Genomic DNA, 25,104 nt, shown 5'->3' with positions numbered 1-25,104 from the left:
GCATTGGGTTTCCGCGACAGTCCCTCCGGGGTCGAACTGAGCCCAACGCATCCGGAAGAATTCGGTCAACAGGAGACCTTCGACTGCGAGGTCCAGATCGTCGATAATCCAACAGAACGGACAAAATAAACGTTCCGAGGGAAATTGACTGACTGCAGTTACCGACGTAGGCATAGACCAAGGAACCCAAAAATGCCTAGAACGATCTATTGTTGGCGCTGCGAGACGGACGTACCAATGCTCACGGAGGACGAGTGGCAATTGGTTGACCCCATGTCTTTGATAGAGCAGATACAGGAATATCGACGAGAGACGGGCGCGTCTCTCGCGGAAGCCTTGCGAGACAATATGCGTCTTCCGTCCTTGGTGGCCTACGAACGCATTACTGGATCTGCAGCCGGGCATATAAATGCACTTATGCACCACCGCCTCATGCTATACGGACCCGCATGTAATGTTTGCGGCAAACCGCTTCGCACACCCACCGCCAGATTTTGCGCTGCATGCGGTGCGGATCGCGCCGGCTGACTAGAGTAAAACGAACGTCGGCTTTGCAGAAAAGTGATTGACCGCTTCGGGTCGAACTTAGCCGGTCGTCGTCCGGCTAAGTTCGGCCAGGAGGAGAAGGTCGACGCCACCGCGTAGATCGTCGACAATCCTCCTTTATAAAGCTGGTTTCGCTCCTTGATTCATCTATTCTCCGCCATGACCACTATCTATGACACCATCGTATGGTTACAGTCGAACACCAGCGCCAAGCAATTCCCCATCGTTGAATTTTCTGCCGACACCGATATGGCGACTCTCGGATGGGTGTCTTTAACGAGCACGGATCGACCGGAAATCGTTGTTACTCAAGTAACGGGAGAAGAGTTCCGAGCAATAGCAGATGGTACAGACGGTTACATGGCAGTTGAACATCGAGTAAACGCCGCTCTTAAGCGGTCCGACTTCAAGTGTTCATGGCTGGCTCGCGTTGAAGAAGTAACTCCGAGCGGCAAAGGATTCTCGTTCCAAGTGTTCCGAGAAGGATATCGGCGACCAAGAATGTCTTTTCGAGACATTCTTCATTGTGACTCGTTAGCGCAGGAAGTCAGTCGTACGACCCGCTCTGAGTTTGAGCGCAACGGTGGAAAGGTCATCAATCTCCAATGACCCGTACAACAACCCAGCTTGCCGCCGCACACGGTCGAACGTCTGCTTCTGAAAATATTGACTGGCCGCTCCGGGTCGGGTACGGAAGTTCGGCGCAGCTCCGTGGCCAGCGTCGTAGGGCGATGGTATTTGTTTCAGTGCGACCCGCTTCCGCCGTTGGGTCCGACGTTGTCCTGATGGCCGTTTTCACGTGTACAAGGGTCGGCCAAAGCCTCCGTTCGAGCATCGGCTGTCGGTTTGTACAGCTCGTGTAGACTGCGCCGATGTCCAAACAGATAGACTACCTTAGCTCCACCCTTCCTCTTAGGCTCCAGCGCGTGCTTATCCCTGTGGCCGACGCACCTCCACCATCGCCGGATGGTTTTGGCAAACTTGTAGCAGACCCGAGCGAAGCGCGATCGGGAGAGCACGTGAAAGAGGATGAGTTTCTGGAACGACCTCTGACTGAAACGGAAATAGAAGTGCTCGTCGATTGCCTGATCCGCGGCCCCGCTCCGGAACAGGCGATTAATGTCTCGGTGAATTCTCGGTCCAGCGAATTCGACATCGCGACGACTGCGCTCGCCGGCAATGGCTGGTGTGTCGTGCCAAACTTTTTGTCGCGAATCCAGACGCAGGCCTTGTCGACCGAATGCATCGACATGCACGACGCACAGCTGTTGACCCCAGCCCGTGTAGGGGCCGATCGCGCTGCCACACTTTTGCGTGGCGATAGCACGCTCTGGTTCCAACCTGAGGCGCTGAGCACGCGGCAGCAGGCGTTTGCCGATCGCATCGAAGCGCTACGGATTGCGCTCAACCGTGACCTGTTTCTCGGCCTGGTCGATAGCGAATCGCACTACGCGGTATATCGGCCAGGCGCCGGATATGCACGCCACCTCGACTGCCTGCGTAACAACGACAGCCGCGTGATCTCCGCCGTGTTCTACCTCAACGAAGAGTGGCAGGACGCCGAGGGCGGCGCCCTGCGGCTCTACCTTGCCGATCAGTCACATCACGACGTCTTTCCGCGCGCAGGAACGCTGCTGTTGTTTCTTTCGGCACAGTTTGAGCACGAGGTGCTGCCCGCCACGCGCGATCGCATGAGCATCGCATGCTGGATGATGCAGCGGGCGCATTCCGAGGCGCGTGCGCAGCTGTGATTAGCGTTCGTGATCGCGACCTTGCGGACCAGGTTGACCATCAGTCGTCGGATTTCGTGACTGTCCATATCGGCACGCTGCCAATGGGACACGCGCGAAACCAACGCCGGGTCACGACATTGCACAACTGCCGATAGCTACGGTGCGGGGATCCGTCTATGACGGAAACTTGCCATGTACTGATTTGCGACGACCCTATCGATCCCAAATGCCCGCTGCCGTGGACGAGGCGACGTCCGGGTGTCCGTTGAATGCATTAGACGAATGGCTGAACGTGGCAGTACTGCACCGGATGTTGACCGGCTCAGGCCGACCCGAAAGAGACGATCGACTTGCTCGATACCGGCCGCTCAGCCTGATCGCGAAGTGCCCGCAAAATTTCATGAATCGAGGCTACGGTTAAAGCATCGCCGAATGATCTACTATGGTCAGCATTCCCGGAACCGTGAATAGCCCTTCCGCTGGCAGGCTATGGACACACAACTGCGTCGGCGAAATGTGTCAATCAGGAGTGAAGCATGAGCGATAAACCTACAGTCATTTTGGTGCACGGTTTCTGGGGTGGCGCAGCGCACTGGGGGAAGGTCATCGTCGAGCTGGCGCGCAAAGGCTACACGTCTATCCACGCCGTCGAAATGCCGTTGACATCGCTTGCCGACGACGCCGAACGCACACGCAAGATGATTGCCCAACAGAAGGGACCTGTCCTGCTTGTCGGCCACTCGTATGGTGGTGCTGTTATCACAGAGGCGGGGGATCAGCCGAACGTGGTCGGGCTCGTCTATATTGCCGCGTTCGCACCTGATGCGGGAGAAAGCCCTGGCGGCATTACCCAGCAACACCTTCCTGTCGCAGCGCCCAATCTCGAGCCTGACAGCGACGGTTACCTGTGGATCAAGGCCGATAAATTCCATGAGAGCTTCTGCCAGGATCTGACACCGGAAGAGGGTCTCGTCATGGCCGTGACGCAAAAGGCGCCGCTTGCCAGCACCTTTGGCAACACCATTACCGCTCCCGCCTGGAAGAAGAAACCATCGTGGTATCAGATTTCCAGTGAGGACCGGATGATTACACCGGAGAACGAGACGAAGATGTCGGCGCGGCTCAATGCGAGGAAAGTGATCACTCTTGCCGCGAGCCACGCCTCTTTAGCTTCGAAGCCTGTCGAAGTCGCCGCGCTCATTGACGAAGCTGCCACTCAGTTGGTCAATAACCGATAGTAGTGAACTGCCGATATTGGTCGCGACACAATTGCCCGCGGTGATCACGGAAACAACTGGCCTGCGCAACGAGCGTTGTTTCGGAGGCCAGTTGTTCGGGCGACCGCATGCACCGAAGAGTTCGAAGGTTTCCGCAAGCGTCTCAACTAGACTGACCTCGATCCGATGCCGAACAGCCGAAGTCGACGGCGGATTCAACCGGTCCAATGCTTCATGGATAAGACGGCTCGCCACAGATCGACCTGCGTTGGACCGCTGCCGCTCCTCAAGTGCCGGTGATCGGTATGAGGTTGCGATGGCCGCTTGCGCATGGCGAACGTTTTCGATTGGGGGCTTAGAGCGTACAGTGCAACGATTAGGAACCAACCCTTGTTGGATTTGGCGATGACCGCTCTTCAGCCGTTCGCACAGAATATCTGGACCGCATTGGCCCCCCATTCTTTCGTTGGCTTACATATCGGCACGCGCTTGACGGTCATCCGGCTGTCGTCGGGCAAGCTATTGTTGCATTCGCCGATCCCGTTGAGCGTCGAAGTACGGTCCGCGATAGATGCCTTGGGGCCCGTCGCACATATCGTTTGTCCGAACCTCTTTCATCACATGTATGCGGCGGAAACTGCGGCAGCCTATCCGCGGGCGATGCTACACGGCCCGGCGGCCTTGCAACGCAAGCGAAAAGATCTTCGCTTCGACGCGGTGCTGACGGATCAGCCTCATCCAGACTGGCGCGACGACCTGGAACTGCTAACGATCGAAGGCTGTATTCTGGGCGAGACGGTTTTCTACCATCCGGCCACGCGCACGCTGATTGCCTGCGATCTGGTGGAGAACTTTCATCAGTCGCCTCACTGGCTGACACGCAACTACTTGCGCCTGGGCGGAATCCTCGGTCGTGTCAGCTGGCATCCGCTGCTGCGCATGGCATATCGCGACCGCAAACGCGCACGCGTCTGCATCGACACTTTGCTCGCCTGGCCGTTCGAACGCGTCGTGCTCGCACATGGCGACCTCTTGACTGACGACGCCCACGCTTTGGTCCGTGAGGGCATGGCGTGGCTTTAGTCGTGCATCGCTTGGCACCGGTCAACCGGAATTCAGACGGACCTGAATGAGGAAAGGCTCACCCCTTACTCCAGCATTCGCGGTTACTCCCTATATAGGCTGGCAATTTCACGACAAGAGCCACTTGGCGAACGTCCGCCGTTCGGGGCGGAACCGACGCACGCATATCCGGAACGCCGCGCCTGCGAATGGCGCTTCAGGCTCGACAACAGAAGTTCGCTCCGCATCAGCTTCAACCATTCCTAGACATTGAACATCACCCCCGAGCTCATCGACAAAGCGGCCTTCTTCCGCATACACCGGGCTGACTCAAAGAGCACTCCCCCCGCCATCAAACCATCCAGCAAATTTTTGTGCGACTATTTATGCGTTGTCTTTCAACAAGACAGGTGCCTCAAGACGCAGTCTGGAATAAATTTGGCGCCTCTATGATTGGCGCTTCAATCGAAAAGGGGATTCGCCATGGGAGAAAACCGTCGTAGGGCACTGATCAAGTCGACCGCCGCACTCGGTCTGGTTCATCTTTGTGGCCTTGGAAGCCTGAGCGCCTTGGCAGCGTCGGCTGCATCGGGCAAACACATCACGCCCGGCAGCAAATCCGCATTGATCGTCGTGGACGTGCAAAATTGCTTCATCGATGGCGGAACGCTGCCGGTGAAAGGCGGCGCCGAGGTCGTGCCACTCATCAACGAGCTGGCCGGCAAGTTCGAGAACATTGTCATTACGCAGGACTGGCACACGCCGGGACACGCGTCGTTCGCCAGTTCCCATCCCGGTAAGAAACCGTTCGAGACGGCACAGTTGTCGTACGGCACGCAGGTCTTGTGGCCGGACCATTGCGTGCAAGGCACAGACGACGCCGCGCTCGACAAGGACCTTAAGCTGCCGACTGCGCAAGTGATCATACGCAAGGGTTTTCATAAGGACATGGATAGCTATTCCGCGTTTGAGGAAGCCGATCACAAGACGGAAACCGGCCTCTCGGCATATCTGAAGCAGCGGCGTATCGACACCGTGTTTGTGACCGGACTGGCGACCGATTTCTGCGTTGCATGGACCGCAATGGACGCCCGCAAGGCGGGCTTCAACGCATACGTCATCGAAGACGCAACGCGTCCGATTGACCTCAACGGCTCACTTGCGGCTGCGCGAAAAAACATGGACCGCGTGGGCGTAAAGCGGATTCAATCAAAGGATATCTTGTCGACGTGAGCGGACGGCTCAGATCACCGCCGTGGATATCGCACAACCTTGCAGACTAGGGTTGTGCCTTGGGCGTCCAACGTGTCCAGGAAGAGTTCAATATTTGGATGACGGCCTGTGATCGGCCACAAGCGTTCGTTCGACACAGCCGCCCAGATCGCGGACAATCTCTTGCGCGCACCCATCCCCACCGGCGCAATTCTGAATCCGAAAGAGCCTTAAATGACTGGAATATCCATCAGGTCCGCAAATATCGACGATGCTCAAATGATCGCCGATTTTCATGTGAAGGTCTGGCGGCATACCTACCAGGATCTTGCGCCAACGGAAGCCTATGCCGTCCTCAATGAGCAACATCGCGGCAAGCAGTGGAAGGAAAAACTGTCTGCGAATGACAACAGCCAGATTGTGCTCATTGCTGAGATCGACGGTAGAACCGTTGGAATCGGCGCCGCTGGTGGATCTTCAGAATCGATATTCGACGGTCGCGGCGAGATCAAATTCCTTTATGTCGATCCCGACTTCAAGCGCCGCGGTATTGGTCGCGCGTTGCTTGCGCAACTCGCGATTCATTTGAGAAAAATGCATTATCAGGCAGCAGCGTTAAGCGTCGTCAAGGGAAACGAACCTGCGATGGCCTTTTACGAGGCGCTGAATGGCCGGCCAGCAGGCGAGTACATTGATCCGGGACCGGTCTGGCGATCGCAAAACATCGTCTTTGTGTGGGACGACGTGGCGAGTCTGATTTCCTGAGAAATGCCGTGAGAGCGTTCACACGGTCTGGGCCATATGCCGACATGGGTTCAAGCCGGAGCGCAACGGCAAAATACGGCGACGACATTTCCAGCACGGAAAAACCTGACTATTACTACATAGCGCGAATCGCGCAGCAATGTTACTGACCAGCCAACACACGATGGTAGAAAACCCTATCGGTTGAAACCTGCAAAATACGCTAATCTAAAATAATAAGATCCGTTATAAAGGGGGGCAAAAGCAAAATGAAAACCCGCTCGCCATTCACTATCTGTTTGCCGCTTGCGATATTTGTCGCCGCGTGCGTTCTGTCGCTTCCGACCCTCGTGATCGCGGTTGTCTGGATGACGATTGGTGTGATGGCGCTCGGCCATCGCAGCCTTGAAAGCTTTCCTGTGACGGGCATAAACCGTGAATGGCTCCGAGGATACCGCGGAGCATGCCTGTGGTTCTGGCATCTGGCCTGGTGGCCTTGGTACATGCGTTCGTCTATCCACAATGTCGCCGGACAGATCGGACACTCGCTGCCTCGAACGAGGAAATCAGGGAATAGGGATCCAGATAGTTCGTCGGACAGGCGTTCAAATGGCGACCGTGATTGACATTCGAAGACAAAAAGCAATCAAGACTCGACAGGACGCGCATTGACGGTGTCGTCATCGATGTCGCCGCGGGCACGACAGACATGTCTAAGGCCCGCGCCGAAGCCCAGCCAGAGTATCAGCGAGCCCGTTGAGATCGCGCCAAGCGTGATGAACGCCGCGGGGTAGCCGAAGCGATGCGCCAGTATGCCGCCCAGCGCCGGGCTCAGGGCCGCGCCCGCACTTTGCACGGTCATCACCACACCCTGACCGGCGTTGACCCGACCCGTCCCCTCCAGCAGCCGGACCACGAGCGCCGGAACAGCGACGCTTTGCAGGCCTGCGCCGATGCCATCAAGTGCCTGAACTGGCCATACGCCCCACTGTTGAATCACCGACGCGGCAATCAAGCCGCGCAGCGGCAGCGCGAGAAACGTGACCAGGATCACCCACCAGTAACCGCGCCAGCGGATCAGACGGTAAGAGAACATGGCCGCGCCGACCATCACCAGTTGTGCGATCACAATGGTTTCGGCTGTAAACGCGCTCGGCTCTCCTTGATGAGCAGCGACGATGGCAAGGCCATAGAGCGGCAGCATCGCGGCATTGCCCAGATGGAACAACGCGAGCGCCGCGGCAAGCACGATCAGCGGACGGCACTGAAGCAAAATGCGCAGGCCGCTCACCTTGACGTCGGCAGCGTCTCCGGTCGAGCCGTCGGCGCCCAGTCCACGAGCGATATCGTGATCGATTGCGTTCGCAGGGATCATCGCCACCGCAATCAACGACAAGATTCCGAACGCTGCGCTCAGCGCGAAGACAGCACCGAAGCCGTAGCGCCAACCTAGCCAGCCGGATAGCGCAGCGGCTACAACGTTGCCCGCGTGATTGGCCACCTGATTGCGTCCAAACTGCCGGTCGAAGCCGCGCTGCCGCACGATGCCGAGTGTGATGCCAGTCATCGCAGGCCCAAGCGCCGCTCCCGTGATCGCCGTTGCTACCTGCGATGCCGCGACCATCCAGTAATCGTGCGACACCCACAGTACGCCCGATGCCGCTACAGTCATTGCCCCCGCGACCACGATCAGCGCGCGCTTATGCCGAATTGCATCGACAAGCGCGCCGGCGGGCGAGGTTGCGATCATGCCGGCGATGCCGCCGATCGTCATGACTGTCCCAATCAGGTCAGTGCCCCAGCCACGCGCCTGAAGGAACACGCCGAGAAACGGGCCGATACCGGCCTGCACGTCAGCAACGAAGAAATTCAGTGCTTCCAGGGCGCGGGTAGCTTTCATGGGACATAACCATCAGGCGTTGCACGCCGCATGGGTTAGCAAGGCCCGTTCCTGCTGTCCTAACTACCGGCCGCGGGATCAATTCAAGTGCGTGGCGATAGCGTCGAGCCGAGACAATCGAGCCGACGGACTCCATTAAATCAATCCGCTTTCACCGGCCGCGTCCCCCAAAACAACACTACCTCGATCGCGACAAATGCAGCGAGCGGCGCAATCGCGCCCACCGTCCCCGCGATCTCACGCCCAAACCGGCTCGTCACGTACAGCAACACGATCATGCTGACCGCCATGCCCGGCGCTCCGAGTCCGCGCAACGCGGCGCTGCGATGGTAGCCGAGCCAGAATGCGCCCCGCGCGACGATCCAGACCACGGTCGTCGCCACGACCGCGCGCATGGATGAGCCGTCGGGGCAGTAGGCGGCCAGGCCGAACAACGATGCCGCAAACACGATGATCTGCTCCACCGTGTTCTGCAGGTATCGTTGATTGACGCGCAACCTGCGTGTCTCGAAGCCGGCCAACGGATCGAATGCGGGCGAGGTCAATCGTTCGTGCGCTACGGCTTCGACACCCGTCACCAGACAGAACAGCACCGCGGCACAGCAGCATTTAAGCGTTAGAAGCATCCGCGCGCCGAGGCTGTCCATGCCTGGCAGGGGCGACATCAAAAGATCGATGCCGAACCAGAGCCCCGAGGCGAACAGCGACGCTACTGCGATGCCGGCAATACCGACGCTGCGCTGCTGTCGAAAGTCGGACGCGTGATAGGTCGGGTCGGTCATGGATTTTTCCTCCGAGTGTTTCATACGGGGGCATCGGCATTGGCCAACGGCAGACGGCTCTCTTCAGCGCTGATTCAGCGTTGAAGAGAGCCCGGAAGCGGACAACACCTTGTGCAAAACCGCCGTACGGTTGCTGGCACCTGCGGAAGGATAAACCCACTCGTTTAGACGAGCGCGATTTTGCCGGTGGCGAGGTCGTACATGCCGCCGACAATGTCAATCTTCTTGCTCTCGTAAAGTTGCTGGACGATCGGCGGTGAGCGCTTGAGTCGAGCCATTTGCCGTCGTACGTTCTCGGCGGCCGCGTTGTCCAGCAAGTTGCCGGTCTTCGTCTTCTCGGCGGCGATGACGGCTGGCTTGATTGCCGAGATGAGTCCGGGCAAATGGCCTGGAAGAACCGCTTTGGCCTTCAATACTTTGATTGCGGCGTCGACCGCGCCGCATCCGGTGTGACCCAGCACCATAATGAGCGGCACCCCCAGGAACTGCGCGCCGTATTCAAGAGACGCAAGCAGATCGGGGTTCACGACGTTGCCCGCAACGCGTAAAACGAAGAGATCGCCCGGCCCCTGATCGAACGCGAACTCCGGCGCCACGCGCGAATCGGCGCAACTCAGGATCGTGGCGATCGGATACTGCGCCTGCACACGGGCGGCGCGACCCGATGAAAAGTCGCGCTCGTTCGGCGCGTTAGCGGCGTAGCGCGCGTTGCCATCCATGATTCGTTTCAACGCATCCGCGGGCGGGATCGAGTTCGGCGGTGGCGATGCGCCAGGTGCTGGCGGCTCGGCCGCGATGGCGGCGCCCATGCTCCACGGCAGGAGCGCCGCGAGTGCGCCAGTCTTCAGGAAATCCCGGCGCGATACTTGAGGCTCGTGCTGCGCATCACCACAGACATCACACATTTGAATGCCTCCGCCATTACTAGGCGCGTCCGGCCGCAAACAGGTGCCTTGCCGCATCGCAACGCAAATGGCACACCGATCCGCTGCTATGTGCACCTCACGTGGTGTTCCAACGCCACGCGTTAGTTCAACCAACTTGCATAAGTTTGAGTCTATACCGTCGCCACGCGCAGTGTCCGGAAAATCCCACCGCTGCGAAGAGTCAGCCGTGATAGCGTATTGCGAATTTGACAATGCCTGACTCGGTTCGAGGCCCGTCAATTGGCGTGCCCGCGCTTCCCGTCATAGATTGATTCGCAGCCGCCCATATGCCAGATCGGGCAAACGTATTGGTCCTTCGCAGGAGTGAACGAAATGCTTGTCTATATTTTTCGGGGGCCCGGCCGGGTGTTTGGCTTCACGGCAAACGCCACCGGAGAGAATCTGCCGGCCAGGTTCGCGCCTTGGGCTTCGTTCAAGTCAGTGGAACTCAGCCGGGACAAACCGACCCCGGGCGTTGACTCGGGAGAGTGTCTGGACGACATCGAGAAGCATGGATTCCACATCACCGATGCTCACGTTCGCATTACTGACCAGGTAGTTTGATGCCTACGCGAACGCCACGCGGCGCGACGCCGAAGCCGGCGCGAACGATGTACCGCCGCTAGCGTTTGCGTCGTTCACCTGGAAGGCCGCCGCCGCGCGTTGCAGGCTCATCGCCTGCTCCTTCAGCGACTGCGCCGCGGCCGCCGCCTGCTCAACAAGCGCCGCGTTCTGCTGCGTCATGCTGTCCATCTGCGTGACCGCGAGATTCACCTGGTCGATGCCGGCGCTCTGTTCCGCCGCGGCCGCCGCGATTTCCTGCACGACACCGGTCACGCGCATGATCGCGTCGCGCGCTTCGTCGATCGTCGAGCCGGTGTTTTCGACCAGCGTCGCACCGCTGCCGACGCTGCCCACCGCATGACTGATCAGCTCGCGGATTTCCTTCGCCGCGGTCGCGCTACGCTGCGCGAGGCTGCGCACCTCACTCGCGACGACTGCGAAGCCTCGGCCCTGCTCGCCCGCGCGTGCCGCTTCGACCGCCGCATTCAACGCGAGAATGTTGGTCTGGAACGCGATGCCCTCGATCGTCGCGATGATTTCGACCATGCGGCCCGATTCGCTCGAGATACCCTTCATCGCCGCGACGGCCTGCGTGATCATGTCGCCACCGCGGTTCGCGATGGTCGCGGCGCCGGCCGCAAGCTCGCTGGCAGTGCGCGCGTTGTCCGCCGTCTGGCGGACCATCGCCGTCATCTGCTCCATGCTCGACGCCGTTTCCTGCAAAGACGCCGCCTGGCTCTCGGTGCGCGACGACAGGTCCGCATTGCCGTTCGCAATCTCGTTCGCGCCGCACGCGACGTTGTCGGACGCATGCTTGATCTGGCAGATGGTGCCCGTCAGCGCGTCGCGCATTCGCTGCATCACGTGCAACAGGCTCGACGTGTCGCCGTCGCGCGTGCGGATCGCCACCGTCAGGTCACCCGATGCGATCGCGTCCGCCACGTTCGCCGCATAGGCCGGATCGCCGCCGACCGTGCGCGCGATGCTGCGGTTCGTCAACGCAACGAGCGTCACGAGCACCGCCGACACAGCCACGAAGATCGCGCCGATCAGCCACAGCGACGCCATGAACGCCGCGTCGATGTCGTCGACATAGGCGCCGGTCGCAATGATCCAGTCCCACGGGGCATAGCGCACCACGTAGCCGATCTTGCCCACCGCCTGCGCCGGCGCCGCGCCCGAATGCGGGAACACGTAGTCGACGAAGCCGCCGTCCGGCGCCTGTGCGGCCGACGCGAAAGTCACGTAATGGTGGCGGCCGTCGGCATCCGCACTGCTCGCGAGATCCTTGCCTTCGAGTGCCGGCTTGATCGGATGCATCACCATCTGCGGCTTCGAGTTGATCACGAGGAAGTAGCCGTCTTCGCCGTAGCGAACGCCGCGCAGGCGTTCGAGCGCCTGCTTGCGGGCATCGGCCTCCGGTAGCGCGCCGCTTTGCGCCAGTGCCGCATACTCCGTCACGATGCTGAGCCCGACGTGCGCGATGTTCGTGAGGTCGTGCTTACGTTCCTCGATCCGCGTTTCGCGCGACTGCCACGCCGCCGATACGGAGACGGCGAGCAACGCGACGAGGCTGATGATCAGCGGCAGCCACAGCTTCTGCTTAAAACTGAGCTTGTGCATCCTGAGTCCTCGAGCAAACGAATGGAAACCGCGCAGGGCTGCCGTGCGAAGTGGCACGTGATGGGCGCGCCGGATGACGCCGGCAGACTGTCCGGCGGCCATCCAGGTAGTTCCTGTTCGAGTTATCGGCGGATGCGAGTGAAAGTTTCGTCCTGTGAAACCCTCGGTTAACAGCTTGCCGCGGCCTCCACCCCGGCTTCGCGCAGAAAATGCGTGATCGTCTCCTCGATCACCGACCTGGCGAGACCCTGCACGATGAACACGAGGCGCGTCGTGTGGTCATCGTCTGGCCACGCTTCAAGCCGCAGCGGTTCATGCAGCAACTGCTGCACGCCATGGAATACAACGGGCCGCGATTCGCCGATGAAATTGCCGATCCCCTTAACCCGCAGAATGCGCTCGCCGTGGTAGCCGAGCAGGACGGTCAATGCGGTTTCGAACGCCTGCATGGGCAAGGCCTGCGAGTAAGTCAGGCAGAAGCTGTCGATGTCCGGATGGGCCACGCGTGACGCGGTTGCGCCGCGCATTAGCGATTTGCGCGGCGCAGGCTCGGCGCGCAACCAGGGCCGCAAGGCACGCGGTGTCAGGATGTCGAGCAGCTGTTGTGCGTCAATCTCTCCGTTACGCACCGGGATGCGTGGCGCACCCGGATTCAGCGCCTCAAGCGCGGCCTCGAGGTCCGCCAGCGCGGGCGCATCGACCAGTTCGGCCTTGGTCAGCAACAGCCGGTCCGCGACGGCCACCTGCTGACGCGATTCCTCATGTCGGGTAAGTTGCGCGGCGCCGTGTTTCGCATCGACGGTCGTTACGATGCCATCGAGTTGCAAGCGCCCCTCCAGTGCTGGATCACCCAGCAGCAAAGAGATTACCGGGCCTGGCCGCGCCAGCCCCGTGGTCTCGATCAGAATCCGCTCGAAGGCGGGAATCTCGCCGCGCATGCGGCGCTGCAGCAGATCGGTCACGGTCGCAGCCAGTTCGTCGCGCACGCCGCAGCACAGGCAGCCGTTTTCCAGCAGGGCGATGGTTTCATCGCGCGAGGTGCTGACGAACAGATGATCGAGACCGATCGCACCGAGTTCATTGATCACCACCGCACAGCGGCCCAGCGCGGGTTGCGGCAGCAGGCGATTGAGCAACGTGGTCTTACCCGAACCGAGAAAACCAGTCAGCAACGTCAAGGGAATCGCAGCAGCTTGCATGGTGGCTTTTCCCGACACTCAAATAACCTGCAGGTCTTTGCCGACGATGATCTGTCCGTCGAAATGCTTGCGTGCATCGGCGGCCCACATCTCGTCGGTAATCGCGGGATCGCCGCCCGGCACGAAATGGCTCAGCACCAACGTCTTGACGCCAGCCGCCGCGGCAATCTTGCCGACCTGTTCAGTGCTGGTGTGGCTCTTCATGAGGTGATCGAGCAGCGTCGGCGCGTTGTCGACCGTCTTCATCAGCTTTTCGAGCGCGGGCAGGTACATCACTTCGTGCACGAGGACGTCGGCGCCTTTGGCGAACTCGGCAAGCGCCGGGTAATAGGTCGTGTCGCCGGAGAAGACGACGGTGCGGTCCCGAGTCTCGAAGCGGTAAGCGAACGCCGGCTTGATCGTGTAGTGGTCGACCAGGGTCGAGGTGACGCGCACGCGGTCGTCTTCCATCACGAGGCGCGGGCCGTCGAATTCATGGATGTTGATCAGTGGGCGGAACGGCGGGCGGCCTTCTTCGCGCATGCGCACGTCGAGGTCGATCGCGTTCATATCGACAAAGTCGTCGATCATCTTTGTCATGCGCGGCGGCCCGTACAGGTTGACGGGCGTATGCAGGCCGGTGGCCCAGGCGAGAAACACGAGGTTGCCGAGGTCGGCGTTGTGATCCGAATGGTGGTGGGTCAGAAAGATGTCACGGATGGCCGGCAGCTTGATGCCTGCTTTGGTCAACTGCAGCGCGACGCCATTGCCGCAATCGACCACGTAGGGTTGACCGTCGACCACCAGGACGTTCGCCGGCGCCGCGCGCAGGTCAGAAGGCGTAGGGCCGCCCTTGGTGCCGAGCAGGATCAGCTGCGTGCCTTTTGCCGAATGTCCCGCAGCGGGTGCCGTGGTTGAAGCGTTGGCCGGTGACTGCGCGTGGGCGTCCTGCATCCACGGCAGCGCCGCGGTCGTGCCTGCTGTCACGGCAATACGCATGAAATCACGACGGGAACGTCCGAACGGCTGATCACTCATGGTTCTGTTTCTCCTGATATTTTTGGTTGAGGTCTGCTCGATTTTGCTGGGTTAATCCTCTGCGGGCAACACATCGGCCAGTATGCCCGCGATCCAGACGCTGTCCTGCCGGTTACGGTCCGTCGCTGCTCCGGGACAAAATATATCCTTGAGCGGCGCATAATCCTGGATGAATTGGGTTCCGTCTGGTCGGCGTACACGCCGCAAGCGGCCCGCCCCGTACCTGCAACGCTGGTGGACTAACGAGTATCCTTAATCCAAAGGAGTTCGAAAATGACACTTAACGGCGCAACTCCGATCGAACCCATCAACATTGGTCAATTGAGCATTCAATACCTGATCGATGGGACCGCTACGGGTGGGATGGGCGTTTTCGAACTGACGGTGGGACCTGGTTCACAAGTCCCACCGCCACATAGCCACACGCGTAACGAAGAGTGCGTCTACGTGCTGGAGGGCATGCTTCGGTACTCGGTCGACGGAGTAGTCCGCGACCTCGTACCGGGAGAATGGATGTTTACTCCGCGCGGGTCGGTTCACCACTTTAGCAACCCGCACAATGACACGGCCCGCGCGCTGATCGTCCTCACGCCCGATATAGGTGCTCAGTATTTTCGTGACGTCGGGGCAATCGTAAGCGCCGGTGGGCCGCCCGACCGCGCAAAGCTTATGGATGTCATGTCAAGGTACGGGCTGGTGCCGGCGGCTAGAAGCGGTCCGCCCTGAAGGGCCGGGTATCCACAAGAGTCTCCTCGCCGGTCATCATCTCCGCGATCAATCGTCCGGTTACGGGACCCAGTGTCAGCCCGTGATGCGCATGACCAAATGCGAACCACAAACCCTTGTGGTTCGCCGCAGGTCCGATGATCGGCATCATGTCAGGCGTACATGGGCGGCGGCCCATCCAGGGTTCGGCGTCCAGACGCCCGGCCAGCGGGAACAGCGTGCGGGCCGTGGGCTCGACGGCGTCAAGCTGGTTGGGCGTTTTCGGTGCGTCGTGCAGCGCGATTTCGGCGCCTGTTGTTAGTCGGATACCTTTGGCCATCGGCGCCAGCAGATAACCGCGTTCGACATCGAGGACCGGGTGATTCAGACGCGCGCCTGGCTGCGCGCCATAGTGCATGTGGTACCCGCGCTTGGTGCCAAGCGGCAGGCGATAGCCCAGCCGTGAACTGAATTGATCCGACCATGGGCCCAACGCGACCACCGCCGACGACGCCACGACGGTGCCCGCCGATGTATCCACCTGCCAATGGTCGCGCAACGTATTCGCATCGCCGATCAAACAGCGCCCGCCAAGCTGCTCGAAGTATTCTGCGTAAGCGGTGACGAGCGCGTTCGGGTCACTGACAGAATCGGATGCCGTGTAGCGCAACGCACCGATCAGGCTGCGGTCGAGATCGGGCTCCATCTGTTGCAGACTCGCCGCGTCGAGCGATTCGAATTCGACGCCGTATTCGCGATGCCACTGCTCGGCAAGCCGCGTTTCACTGTCGCGAACCGCTTCAGTGCGGAATACCTTCATCCAGCCGATCGGACGCAATAGCGCGCTCGCGCCGGCATCGGCGGCTAGCGAGCGGTGTTCGCTCACGCAATGTTCGATCAGCGTCGAGTACGACCTCGCGATCGCCGCATGCTTCACCGGATGAGAATTGCGCCAGTATTGCCACAGGAACGGTGCGGCTTTGAGCATCGCGTTGGCGTGATAGCGGACCTCCGGCGACCGGTTGCGCGCGTATCGCATCAACGTGCCGAGTTCGCGCGGAAAAGCATACGGATACACGCCCTCGCGCTGGATCAGCCCCGCGTTGCCAAACGATGTCTCATTGCCGGGCGCCTTGCGATCGACCAGCGCAACCCGCTGGCCGCGTTTCTGAAGATGGACGGCGACGCACACGCCGACGATGCCCGCGCCCAGTACGACAGTATCGAATTTCATTGTGCTCATGAGTTCACGGACGGACGATTACGCCGACAGTGCCGTCACCGCGACTTCGACATCGCAGCCGGGTTTCATCAGCAGCGCCTGGACGCAGGCGCGGGTCGGCGCGTGGCCGGCCGGCACCCAGGCGTCCCACACTGCGTTGAATTCGGCGAAGTGCTTCGGATCGCTCAGCCAGATATTCGCCGACAGCAGGCGCGTACGGTCAACGCCGGCCGCGTCCAGCAGCGTGTCAATACGCGCGAGGACTTCGTTGGCCTGTTCGGTCACGGAGACGTTGGCCGTGTCGGGCACCTGGCCGGCCAGATACACCACGCCGTTGGCGATCACCACCTGGCTCATGCGCGCATTCGTTTGCAGACGTTCGATTGAATTCGACATGTGTTTAGACCGTTGAAATGCCGGCGTCATTCGGGCCGGACTCGTTGAAAAGAGGCGGCGCCGTCACGATCGACTTCAGCGACGGATCAGCCTGGGTGAGTTTCGACAGATCGGGACGCGGCCGGCGCAAGACCGGCGATTGATCGAAGACCTGCTCCATGGCGTGCGCGACGGCGAGCGTTTTCCGATCGCCATGAAACGGGCCGACGATCTGCAAGCTGAACGGCATGCCCGCATGGTCGACCCCGCAGGGGAGCGACACGGCGGGATGCGTCGTGAGCGTGACGACGTAGGTCAGCGCGAGCCAGCGGTAGTAGTTGTCCTGTTCGCGGCCGTCGATCTGCGCCGCGTACAGTTGTTGCCAGGGGAACGGTGAAATCGGCGTGGTCGGCGAGAGAATCACGTCGTACTGCTCGAACGCACTCTGGAAGCGTTTGAAAATGCGGGTCTGCTCGGCTTGTGCCCAGGCGCTGTCGGCGAGATTCATGCTCGCGCCCATTTCGTAGTTCGCACGCGTGTTGGGGCCGAGCTGGTTCGGGTCCCGCGTATAGGCATCATGCAGACCGGCGACGAAACTCTCCGCGCGGATCACGTCGAAGCAGCGGTGTACGTCGCCGAGATCAAAGCTCACCTGCTCGCAGGAACGGAACGATGGCGCGATCAGCGCGATGCGCTCGCGGAACACTTTGCGGATTTCGCCGTCGACGTCGCAACTGCCGAAGTCTTCGGTCCAGCCGACTCGCAGCGAGCTGAGGTCGATATCGTCAGGCCGCGCGAAGTCCAGCGGATCGACGCGAAAGCTGAGCGGATCGCCAGCGGAGATTCCCGCGGTTGCGGCGAGCTGCAGGCAGGCCTCGGCCACGGTGCGGCCCATCGGCCCGACCACCGAGATCGGCGACCAGCCGACCAGCTTGCGCGAATTCGGCACGAGGCCGGGCGTCGGACGAAAGCCCACCACGCCGCATTTCGACGCCGGAATCCGCAAGGACCCGCCGGTATCGGAGCCGGTGCAGACCGGCAGCATGTCGCACGCGAGCGCGGCGGCCGAACCGCCCGACGAGCCGCCCGCGTTCAGCGTGGGGTTGAAAGGATTGCCCGTTGCGCCCCATACCGGATTGCGCGTATTGGCGCCCGCGCCGAGCTCCGGCACGTTGGTCTTCGCGGTGACAATCGCGCCGGCGGCGCGCAGGCGCTCCACCAGCACCACGTCTTGAGTGGGAACGTTGCCGCGCGACATGGGCGAGCCATAAGTCGTCAGCAGACCTGCTGTATTTTCGAGGTCTTTGACCCCGAGCGGCAAGCCGTGCAGCAAGCCGAGCGCTTCGCCGTCGAGCACCTGCTTTTCAGCGCGCTTCGCAGCTACTCGCGCGGCCGGGAAGTCCGTCGCGGTCACTGCGTTGACGGCGGGATTGATCGCCTCGATACGCGCAATGCAGGCGTCGAGCAGTTCGACCGGCGAAATCTCTTTCGCACCGATCATGCGGCGCAGCTCAACGGCACTGCGTCCAACCAGTTCATTATCGTGACTCATTGCATCCTCGATTCGTCAGGCGAGCGCTTCGCCCGTACGGTCCTTTAACCAGATTACCGGCACCAGCGAGATGGCGCACGCGGCGGCCACATACCAGGCCGGCGCGAGCGGATTGCCGGTTTGCGCGACCAGCCAGCTTGCGATGAACGGCGAGAAGCCGCCAAAGAACGATGCGCTCACTACGTAGGTCAGCGCAATACCGGTTGCGCGGACATGCTTCGGAAAGAGTTCCGGGATCATCACGAGCACCGGCACGATCTGTCCTGCGACAAACACGGCGAGTACGGCCGATACGACGCACAGCGCGGTCATCGACGGATGCGCGCTGAGGAAGGCGAAAGCGGGATAGACGAGCAGCAGCATCACGACGCGCGAAATAACCAGCACGCGCTTGCGGCTGAAGCGGTCCGCGAGCATGCCCGCCAGCGGCGCCGCCGCGAACAATACGAGCGAGCTGACAATGCCCGACGTGACAGCCGCGGTGGACGACAGATGCAAGGCGCGCACCGCATGGCTCGGCAGGAAAAACGCTGTGATGTAGACGGACACGGAGCCGCCCAGTTCGGCGAACGTGCCGAGGATGGTGAGATTCAGATGCGTGGTCAGCGCCGCTTTCAACGCGCCGCGCGGCGGCGCTTCACCGGGTTTGCGCTCGGCGAGCGTTTCTTCGAGCCGCTTGCGGATCAGCATGCCGGCCGGAGCGGCGACGATGCCAAGCAGAAAGGGGATACGCCAGCCCCAGTCGAGGATCGCCTGTTTGGGCAGCGCGGCATTGATCAGCGTGGCCACGAGCGCGCCGAGCACGAGACCGGCCGCGGTGGCCGCGAAGTTCCAGCTGGCGAAGAAGGCGCGCGTGTTGTCGGTCGCATATTCGACCAGCAGAGTGGTGCCCGGACCGAACTCGCCGCCTGCGGCGAAGCCCTGGATCAGGCGCGCGCTCAACACGATCAACGGCGCGGCGAGCCCTGCCACGGCATAGGTCGGCGCACAAGCGATCATCGCGCAACTCAGCGCCATCAGCATGATGGTGAGAACCATCGCTTTCTTGCGCCCCGCGCGGTCCGCGTAGGCGCCGATCACGATTCCACCCAGTGGCCGCACCACGAACCCTACGCCGAACACGCCGATCGACAGCAGGAACTGATTGACTGGCGTTGCGCCCGGGAAGAACAGTTGCCCGATCTGGATCGCGAAGAAACTGTAGATCGTGAAGTCGTAGAATTCGAGCGCCGTGCCGATCGTCGTGGCGGTGATAACGTGGGTTTTCGTCAGACCGGACTTACTCAGAGCAAGGGTAGACACGATAGGGTTCCCACAGAAAGGGTGGAATCGACGTGAGTTATCATATACGAGAAAAAATAAATTCTCGTATGTGAGAAAATTTTCTGTGGAAGTGAGTGAGATGGCCAAAGCAGCAGTGATGGACAAGCAGGCCGAGGAGTCGCACGAGCCGCATGAGGCGCATGAGGCGCCACCCGCGCTCGACCACAAACTGGTAGGCGGCCATTTGCGGCAGGCGCGCAAGGCGCGCGGGCTGACCCTGACGGAGTTGTCGGAGCGCTCCGGCATCGCCGTATCGACGATCTCAAAGGCCGAGCGCGGCGATATTGCCCTGACCTACGACAAGTTCGCGGCCCTGGCACATTCGCTTGAACTGGAGTTCGACGCGATTTTCAGGCGCAGCCGCAAACGCAGCCAGCCGCCGGGCGTGATGAAACCGTCCTTTACAGCGAACGGCAAACAGGAGATCTACGACACGCCGAACTACGAGTACGGCATGCTCGCCAACAATCTGACCGGCAAGCGGATGGTGCCGATGCGCGCGCATATTCGCGCCCGCGCCGTCTCGGACTTCCCGGAGTACATCCGGCATTCAGGCGAGGAGTTCGTCTTTGTGCTGGCCGGCAAACTGGAATTGCGGTTTGAGAAAGGCAAGTCGTTCAAATTGATGCCGGGCGATAGCCTGTATTTCGACAGCTCGATTGGGCATGTTTACCTGAGCCTCGGCAAGGACGATGCGGAGGTGTTGGTGTGCTGCGTAGATACGGATGAGCATCGGCCGAATGACGCCATCTGAGCGGCGCATTGCCGCCCGGCGCTGCGCCGTTACTCGGCCAGCGCCGCAAGCAATTGATTCTTGACGATCGCGGTGGCCAGCGGCTGCCGCCCGAATTCATACCATCCGATGTGCCGGCGCCACGCCGTGCCCGGAATGGGCCTCACCGACAGCAGCGGGTCTTCGTCCCAGGCGGCGTGCCGCAAACGCGGCACGATCGACACGCCCACGTTCTGCCGAACCAGATCGGCAATCGCGGCAATGGAGTTCATTTCCAGAATAGGATTGACCTCGGCGCGCAGCCGCCGGAGCAGGCTCGCCACATGGGTGCCTGTCAGCGATGCCGCTTCGAAGCCGATGAACGGATGCCGCTTCAGCAATGAGGTCACCGACGCATCGTCTGCGGCGATCGCCGGATTGACCAGCAATACCAGCGGCTCATCGTAAAGGCGCTCCCACAACTCGGGTAGCGTAGTCACACGGGGTTCGCTGACGATCACCGCTGCGTCGATTTCTCCGGCGCGCACCTGGCGCCCCAATTCCGCGCTGTCGCCGTGCGTGAGACGTACCTTCAGGCCGGGGTAGGAGACCCTCAACTGGATCACGTTGGCCGCCAGAAACCCCATCGACGACGCGGTCGAGCCGATCGTGATCGAGCCTTCGATGCTGAGTTTGTCGGCCACGCCGCGCAACAGCGAGTCGTACGCGGCCACCACCATGCGCGCCTGCTCGATGATCGAACGGCCGGCATCGTTCAACTGGATGCTGCGCCCGCTGCGGTCGAACAACTGCCGCTGGCACACGCGCTCCAGCGTGCGCATCTGCGCGCCGACAGCGGCATGCGTGAGCGCCATGCGATCGGCGGCGGCCGCCATGGTCCCGTGCTTCTCGATAGCGAGAAACGTCCGCAGCATTCGAATTTCACTCATGCGGAATCTCCTCCAGGCCCTTCGGGACGTGCACGGTTTGCACGATTTTTCCCCGTCTCCACGCGTTGCATGATCGCACGAAACGAAAATTTTTCTTTCCATTCGGTAAAGAAAATAACGCTTTTTATTTTGTTTGTGGCCGATGAGAATCGATTTGTCACAAATCAGGCCGATGGCGTCAGCGCGGGCTTAGGCCCGCTTCATGTCCTCGGCGGCAGCCAGGGCGAGGAGTCCCACACATGTCGCAAATCCAGCAGTTTCCATTCGTTAGCGTGTCAGGCAAGCCGTATGAGCGCGGCCTGCAATACGGTCGTGCGGCGGCGGCGCGTGTGCGCCTGAGCGCATCCCGCTACGGCCAGACGCTGCGCAATCTTGGCTACAGCGAGGCGTCGCAGACAGCGCTGATCCGCTCGCTCGAACAGGTCATCGGCGAGTTTCAACCTGAGTACCTGGACGAGATGCGTGGCATCGCCACCGGCGCGGAAGTGCCGTTCGAAGACATCGTGATGATCAATGCCCGTACCGAGGTGCTGGCCAAGGCGCGAGCCGAAATGGCGCTGCAAGCCGACGACGAAGACGGTTGTACCGGCGTGCTGGTGCTGCCGTCGCGCACGTCGACCGGGCAGTTGATCCACGCGCAGAACTGGGACTGGAAAGCCGATTGCGTCGATACCGGCATCGTCTTGCGCGTACGCAACGACGACGGCCCCGATTTCCTGACCTTCGTCGAAGCGGGCGGTCTTGCGCGTAGCGGGCTCAATGCCGCGGGCGTGTCGATCACCGCGAATTATCTCGAGTCCGAACGTGACTTCATGCAACTGGGCGTGCCGCTGTCGCTGCTGCGCCGGCGCGTGCTGGAAGAGCCGGTGTTCGCGAACGCGTTGCGGGTGATCGCCACCACGCCGAAATCGTGTTCGAACAACATCATGCTCGGCATGGCCGAGGGCTTTGGCATCGACTTCGAATGCGCGCCGAACGAAGCGTTCCCGATTTATCCCGACGACGACCAGATGATCGTGCATGCGAACCATTGGATCAGCCCGGTCGCCCGCACCAAGCTGCTGGATACCGGTTGCGAGAGCTCGCCGGACAGCTACTACCGCGACTGGCGTGTGCGTCAGTTGCTGAAGGCCGCACCGAAGGTGGATCGCGACGCGGTCAAGGCTGCACTGTTCGATGCGTTCGCCACGCCGTTTTCGGTGTGCCGTCCGCCGCGCCCGGGTACACGTCACACGATGACCGCGACGGTCGCGATGATCGTCATGGTGCCGGCCGCAGGGGAAATGGATGTCGCGCCGCTGCCCGCGCTCAACCGCATCTTCACCCGCTACAGCCTGCACCACGAACCGCTCGCCGAAGCGGCGTGAGCTGTGAATAAACACGTGTGCCGCGCAACGCGTGGCACACACGAGACCGCTGAAATCGTCAGAGAGGAATGACAGATGTTCGATGCAGAGACGCGATCCACTCCGGGTCATGAGAAAGCGCAGGCACTGTACGACCTGGGTTCGACCACCGTGTACGCGAGCCGCCACGATCCGCGCTTTCCGTATGTGCTGTATGTGCCGCCAGAAGTCCTGACGCCTGGCAACGACGTGGAGCTAGTCGTCGTGATGCATGGCACGGGGCGTCAGTTCACGCAGTATCGCGATGCGTTCGCGCCGTTCGGCCGCTGGAACCGTTGCATCGTGCTGTGCCCGCTGTTTCCGGTTGGCGTGCGCGGCGATGGCGAGCGCAGCGGCTTCAAGCGCCTGATCGAAGGCGATATCCGCTACGACAAAGTGCTGCTCGACATGGTGACCGAAGTGGGCGAGCGTTATGGCAAGCACTTCAACAAGTTCGCACTGTTCGGCTATTCGGGCGGCGGGCAGTACGTGAACCGCTTTGCGTACGCGCATCCGGAGCGGCTATGGGCCGCGTCGATCGGTGCGCCAGGCAACGTCACCGTACTCGATGACACGAAGGACTGGTGGCTAGGTACGGGCGGCTTCGAGCGTCACTTCGGCAAGCCGTTCGATCTGGCCACCTTGCAGCGTGTGCCGGTGCAGATGGTGGTAGGCCGGGCAGATCTGGAAACCTGGGAAATTACGGTATCCGAAGATAGCCCGATGTATCTGCCAGGTATCAACGATGCCGGCGCGACGCGCCCGGAACGGCTGCGCACGCTGAAGGCGTCGTTCGAGGCAGCCGGCGTTCGCGTGCGCTTCGACGAGATGGCCAATATCGCCCACAACGGCATGCAGGTCGTCGAGGTGGTTCAGGACTTCTTTGCGCAGACGTTGCGCACCCTGCGGGCCGGAGGATAAACACATGGACGCCCAAAGCGATTCAGGGAAAGTCTTTAAAACCATTGTATCGACGGTGATAGGAGGCACCTTCGAGTGGTTCGACTTCATGGTGTACTCCTATTTTTCGAGCACAATCGCCAGGGTGTTTTTCCCCAGCGTCGATCGCAGCGGGGCGTTGTTGCTGACCTTCGCCACGTTTGCGGTCGGCTTCCTGGTCCGGCCAATCGGCGGCGTTGTGATGGGGATGGTCGCGGACCGGGTAGGGCGGGTGAAGGTGCTGTCGTGGATCATGGTGCTGATGTCGGTGGGCTCGCTGATCCTCGGGCTGACCCCGGGCTTCGCGACCCTTGGGCTCGTCGCGCCGCTGCTGGTGGTGGTCGGCCGCCTGGTGCAAGGCTTCGCGGTGGGGGCGCAATTCGCGCTGTCGTCGGTGACGATTTACGAGGTCGCGCCGCCCAACCGGAAGATGTTTTACGGCAGCTTCAATATGCTGTCGCTCGGGATCGCCGCGATGTTGTCTTCGGGGTGTAGTTACCTGCTTTCGAGTCACCTGTCGCATGCGGATCTGTCGGCCTGGGGATGGCGCGTGCCGTTCCTGATCGGCGCGCTGGTCGGGCCAATCGGTTTCTACGTCCGCCATCATGTCGACGAATCGGATGAATTCAACCGGTTGCAGGCACGCCCCGCGGCACGGGCGCCCATGCGCGAGCGGCTACGCGATTTTGTGCGTGAGAACGGCGATGCCGTGGTGTGCGCGATGGGCGTGATGATCGCCGGCACGTCGCTGAACTATGTCTGGAATGCGTATCTCCCAACCTACGCGCAGCTTCAGTTGCATCTGTCGCTCAGTTCGTCGCTGCAAGGGATATTCATCACGAGTATCGTGATGTGCGTTCTGTCGCCAGTGTTCGGCTTGCTGGCGGACCGTGTCGGCGCCTATCGGCTGTTCTTCTTCTTTATCGTGGGCTGGCTGATCTGCGTCTTTCCGTTGTTCGCGTATTTGCTGGCCGACCCCACGGAGAGCCGTCTGATGATCGTACGGGTTGTCGGCATACTCTTCCTGACCCTGCAAGGCGCGGCGCATCCGGGGATGCTGGTCAAGATATTCACCGTGCAGGGGCGGTCCACCGGCGTGGCTATTTCGTATAACACCTCGGTCATGCTGTTTGGCGGATTGGCGCCGTTCTATATCTCGCTGGTGGCGCGTTTCACGGACGCGCACTTCATTCCACCGAGCTACCTGTTCGGCACAGGCTTGCTGGCAATCGCGCTCGTGCTCGTTTCGCGCACCGGACGGCGAGTGTTGCAGGAAGACCGGCTGGAGCGCAGGCAACGGCGTGCGGCACGCGAGGCAGGTATGCAGCAGCGTGTGGACTCCGGCGATCCGGCGGTTTAGGTCGTGCGGACTGGCCGTTCCTGCGGCATTGCTCATCGATCGAATCGCGGAACTCA

At 61.1% G+C, this 25,104-nt stretch carries 23 protein-coding genes; 12 read left to right on the top strand and 11 right to left on the bottom strand.

What is annotated here, in order from left to right:
- Window positions 1–705: 705 nt before the first annotated feature.
- The 6 genes from R8871_RS05335 (at window position 706) to R8871_RS05310 (ending at window position 6,535) form a co-directional block, all read left to right on the top strand.
- A complete protein-coding gene (locus R8871_RS05335) occupies window positions 706–1,155 on the top strand; it encodes a hypothetical protein (RefSeq protein WP_175049374.1) in 450 nt (149 codons plus the stop codon).
- 263 nt (window positions 1,156–1,418) lie between these two features.
- Complete coding sequence (locus tag R8871_RS38325; RefSeq protein WP_217468884.1) at window positions 1,419–2,297, top strand: 2OG-Fe(II) oxygenase; 879 nt, start codon at window positions 1,419–1,421, stop codon at window positions 2,295–2,297.
- 518 nt (window positions 2,298–2,815) lie between these two features.
- Window positions 2,816–3,517 carry an alpha/beta hydrolase gene (locus tag R8871_RS05325; RefSeq protein WP_175049373.1) on the top strand — a complete coding sequence of 234 codons (702 nt, stop codon included), beginning with the start codon at window positions 2,816–2,818 and terminating at the stop codon, window positions 3,515–3,517.
- A gap of 372 nt (window positions 3,518–3,889) precedes the next feature.
- Entirely contained in the window at window positions 3,890–4,579 is a 690-nt protein-coding gene (locus R8871_RS05320) for a DUF4336 domain-containing protein (protein ID WP_217468883.1), read from the top strand.
- A gap of 462 nt (window positions 4,580–5,041) precedes the next feature.
- On the top strand, window positions 5,042–5,791 hold the full coding sequence (locus R8871_RS05315; RefSeq protein WP_175049372.1) for a nicotinamidase: 750 nt from the start codon (window positions 5,042–5,044) through the stop codon (window positions 5,789–5,791).
- Between the two features lie 213 nt (window positions 5,792–6,004).
- A complete protein-coding gene (locus R8871_RS05310) occupies window positions 6,005–6,535 on the top strand; it encodes a GNAT family N-acetyltransferase (RefSeq protein ID WP_175049371.1) in 531 nt (176 codons plus the stop codon).
- 625 nt (window positions 6,536–7,160) lie between these two features.
- On the opposite strand, the gene R8871_RS05305 is transcribed toward R8871_RS05310, so the two are convergent.
- From R8871_RS05305 to R8871_RS05295, 3 genes are all read right to left on the bottom strand, one after another.
- A complete protein-coding gene (locus R8871_RS05305; RefSeq protein ID WP_175049370.1) occupies window positions 7,161–8,414 on the bottom strand; it encodes an MFS transporter in 1,254 nt (417 codons plus the stop codon).
- Between the two features lie 140 nt (window positions 8,415–8,554).
- Entirely contained in the window at window positions 8,555–9,196 is a 642-nt protein-coding gene (locus R8871_RS05300; RefSeq protein WP_175049369.1) for an MAPEG family protein, read from the bottom strand.
- A gap of 164 nt (window positions 9,197–9,360) precedes the next feature.
- Window positions 9,361–10,140 (bottom strand): carbonic anhydrase, encoded by a 780-nt coding sequence (locus tag R8871_RS05295; RefSeq protein WP_246287399.1) that lies wholly within the window; start codon window positions 10,138–10,140, stop codon window positions 9,361–9,363.
- A gap of 315 nt (window positions 10,141–10,455) precedes the next feature.
- On the opposite strand from R8871_RS05295, the gene R8871_RS05290 reads away from it, so the two are divergent.
- On the top strand, window positions 10,456–10,686 hold the full coding sequence (locus R8871_RS05290) for a hypothetical protein (protein ID WP_175049368.1): 231 nt from the start codon (window positions 10,456–10,458) through the stop codon (window positions 10,684–10,686).
- A 3-nt stretch (window positions 10,687–10,689) separates the two neighbouring features.
- Here the strand turns inward: R8871_RS05290 and R8871_RS05285 are convergent, their stop codons facing one another.
- The 3 genes from R8871_RS05285 to R8871_RS05275 all read right to left on the bottom strand — a co-directional run bounded on the left by R8871_RS05285 (window position 10,690) and on the right by R8871_RS05275 (window position 14,486).
- Entirely contained in the window at window positions 10,690–12,309 is a 1,620-nt protein-coding gene (locus R8871_RS05285; protein WP_175049367.1) for a methyl-accepting chemotaxis protein, read from the bottom strand.
- 167 nt (window positions 12,310–12,476) lie between these two features.
- Window positions 12,477–13,508, bottom strand: coding sequence for a CobW family GTP-binding protein (locus R8871_RS05280; protein ID WP_175049366.1), 1,032 nt, complete (start codon window positions 13,506–13,508; stop codon window positions 12,477–12,479).
- A gap of 18 nt (window positions 13,509–13,526) precedes the next feature.
- On the bottom strand, window positions 13,527–14,486 hold the full coding sequence (locus R8871_RS05275; protein ID WP_175050000.1) for an MBL fold metallo-hydrolase: 960 nt from the start codon (window positions 14,484–14,486) through the stop codon (window positions 13,527–13,529).
- A gap of 312 nt (window positions 14,487–14,798) precedes the next feature.
- Between R8871_RS05275 and R8871_RS05270 the strand changes: the two genes are divergently transcribed.
- The gene (locus R8871_RS05270) at window positions 14,799–15,251 is read left to right on the top strand and encodes a cupin domain-containing protein (RefSeq protein WP_175049365.1); all 453 of its coding nucleotides are present in this window, start codon (window positions 14,799–14,801) and stop codon (window positions 15,249–15,251) included.
- Here the strand turns inward: R8871_RS05270 and R8871_RS05265 are convergent.
- From R8871_RS05265 to R8871_RS05250, 4 genes are read right to left on the bottom strand one after another with little or no spacing between them, the layout of a single operon-like run.
- Window positions 15,232–16,464, bottom strand: coding sequence for an NAD(P)/FAD-dependent oxidoreductase (locus R8871_RS05265; protein ID WP_175049999.1), 1,233 nt, complete (start codon window positions 16,462–16,464; stop codon window positions 15,232–15,234). The genes R8871_RS05270 and R8871_RS05265 overlap by 20 nt on opposite strands.
- A 27-nt stretch (window positions 16,465–16,491) precedes the next feature.
- On the bottom strand, window positions 16,492–16,848 hold the full coding sequence (locus R8871_RS05260; RefSeq protein ID WP_175049364.1) for a RidA family protein: 357 nt from the start codon (window positions 16,846–16,848) through the stop codon (window positions 16,492–16,494).
- 4 nt (window positions 16,849–16,852) lie between these two features.
- The gene (locus R8871_RS05255) at window positions 16,853–18,379 is read right to left on the bottom strand and encodes an amidase (RefSeq protein WP_175049363.1); all 1,527 of its coding nucleotides are present in this window, start codon (window positions 18,377–18,379) and stop codon (window positions 16,853–16,855) included.
- Between the two features lie 15 nt (window positions 18,380–18,394).
- Window positions 18,395–19,681 (bottom strand): MFS transporter, encoded by a 1,287-nt coding sequence (locus R8871_RS05250; protein ID WP_175049362.1) that lies wholly within the window; start codon window positions 19,679–19,681, stop codon window positions 18,395–18,397.
- A 100-nt stretch (window positions 19,682–19,781) separates the two neighbouring features.
- On the opposite strand from R8871_RS05250, the gene R8871_RS05245 reads away from it, so the two are divergent.
- Window positions 19,782–20,456 (top strand): helix-turn-helix domain-containing protein, encoded by a 675-nt coding sequence (locus R8871_RS05245; RefSeq protein ID WP_175049361.1) that lies wholly within the window; start codon window positions 19,782–19,784, stop codon window positions 20,454–20,456.
- A gap of 29 nt (window positions 20,457–20,485) precedes the next feature.
- Here R8871_RS05245 and R8871_RS05240 read toward each other — a convergent pair whose 3' ends face one another.
- Window positions 20,486–21,364 (bottom strand): LysR family transcriptional regulator, encoded by an 879-nt coding sequence (locus tag R8871_RS05240; protein ID WP_246287395.1) that lies wholly within the window; start codon window positions 21,362–21,364, stop codon window positions 20,486–20,488.
- 239 nt (window positions 21,365–21,603) lie between these two features.
- Here R8871_RS05240 and R8871_RS05235 point away from each other — a divergent pair, with 239 nt between their 5' ends.
- The 3 genes from R8871_RS05235 to R8871_RS05225 all read left to right on the top strand — a co-directional run bounded on the left by R8871_RS05235 (window position 21,604) and on the right by R8871_RS05225 (window position 25,048).
- A complete protein-coding gene (locus R8871_RS05235) occupies window positions 21,604–22,731 on the top strand; it encodes a C45 family autoproteolytic acyltransferase/hydolase (RefSeq protein WP_175049360.1) in 1,128 nt (375 codons plus the stop codon).
- A gap of 186 nt (window positions 22,732–22,917) precedes the next feature.
- Window positions 22,918–23,670, top strand: coding sequence for an alpha/beta hydrolase (locus R8871_RS05230; protein WP_175049997.1), 753 nt, complete (start codon window positions 22,918–22,920; stop codon window positions 23,668–23,670).
- A gap of 4 nt (window positions 23,671–23,674) precedes the next feature.
- A complete protein-coding gene (locus R8871_RS05225) occupies window positions 23,675–25,048 on the top strand; it encodes an MFS transporter (protein ID WP_175049359.1) in 1,374 nt (457 codons plus the stop codon).
- Window positions 25,049–25,104 lie beyond the last annotated feature (56 nt).

This window comes from Paraburkholderia sediminicola (assembly GCF_902859805.1).
In the GTDB taxonomy this organism is placed as follows: Bacteria; Pseudomonadota; Gammaproteobacteria; order Burkholderiales; family Burkholderiaceae; genus Paraburkholderia; species Paraburkholderia sediminicola.
Note: the sequence above shows the minus strand (reverse complement) of the source record. Positions and strands in the feature narration are given on the sequence as shown.

Bases quoted from the DNA above. Each gene is read 5' to 3' on its own strand.
- R8871_RS05335 (WP_175049374.1), top strand. From the start codon at position 706: ATGACCACTATCTATGACACCATCGTATGGTTACAGTCGAACACCAGC.
- R8871_RS38325 (WP_217468884.1), top strand. From the start codon at position 1,419: ATGTCCAAACAGATAGACTACCTTAGCTCCACCCTTCCTCTTAGGCTC.
- R8871_RS05325 (WP_175049373.1), top strand. From the start codon at position 2,816: ATGAGCGATAAACCTACAGTCATTTTGGTGCACGGTTTCTGGGGTGGC.
- R8871_RS05315 (WP_175049372.1), top strand. From the start codon at position 5,042: ATGGGAGAAAACCGTCGTAGGGCACTGATCAAGTCGACCGCCGCACTC.
- R8871_RS05310 (WP_175049371.1), top strand. From the start codon at position 6,005: ATGACTGGAATATCCATCAGGTCCGCAAATATCGACGATGCTCAAATG.
- R8871_RS05305 (WP_175049370.1), bottom strand. From the start codon at position 8,414: ATGAAAGCTACCCGCGCCCTGGAAGCACTGAATTTCTTCGTTGCTGAC.
- R8871_RS05300 (WP_175049369.1), bottom strand. From the start codon at position 9,196: ATGACCGACCCGACCTATCACGCGTCCGACTTTCGACAGCAGCGCAGC.
- R8871_RS05290 (WP_175049368.1), top strand. From the start codon at position 10,456: ATGCTTGTCTATATTTTTCGGGGGCCCGGCCGGGTGTTTGGCTTCACG.
- R8871_RS05285 (WP_175049367.1), bottom strand. From the start codon at position 12,309: ATGCACAAGCTCAGTTTTAAGCAGAAGCTGTGGCTGCCGCTGATCATC.
- R8871_RS05280 (WP_175049366.1), bottom strand. From the start codon at position 13,508: ATGCAAGCTGCTGCGATTCCCTTGACGTTGCTGACTGGTTTTCTCGGT.
- R8871_RS05275 (WP_175050000.1), bottom strand. From the start codon at position 14,486: ATGCGTATTGCCGTGACAGCAGGCACGACCGCGGCGCTGCCGTGGATG.
- R8871_RS05270 (WP_175049365.1), top strand. From the start codon at position 14,799: ATGACACTTAACGGCGCAACTCCGATCGAACCCATCAACATTGGTCAA.
- R8871_RS05265 (WP_175049999.1), bottom strand. From the start codon at position 16,464: ATGAAATTCGATACTGTCGTACTGGGCGCGGGCATCGTCGGCGTGTGC.
- R8871_RS05260 (WP_175049364.1), bottom strand. From the start codon at position 16,848: ATGTCGAATTCAATCGAACGTCTGCAAACGAATGCGCGCATGAGCCAG.
- R8871_RS05255 (WP_175049363.1), bottom strand. From the start codon at position 18,379: ATGAGTCACGATAATGAACTGGTTGGACGCAGTGCCGTTGAGCTGCGC.
- R8871_RS05245 (WP_175049361.1), top strand. From the start codon at position 19,782: ATGGCCAAAGCAGCAGTGATGGACAAGCAGGCCGAGGAGTCGCACGAG.
- R8871_RS05240 (WP_246287395.1), bottom strand. From the start codon at position 21,364: ATGAGTGAAATTCGAATGCTGCGGACGTTTCTCGCTATCGAGAAGCAC.
- R8871_RS05235 (WP_175049360.1), top strand. From the start codon at position 21,604: ATGTCGCAAATCCAGCAGTTTCCATTCGTTAGCGTGTCAGGCAAGCCG.
- R8871_RS05225 (WP_175049359.1), top strand. From the start codon at position 23,675: ATGGACGCCCAAAGCGATTCAGGGAAAGTCTTTAAAACCATTGTATCG.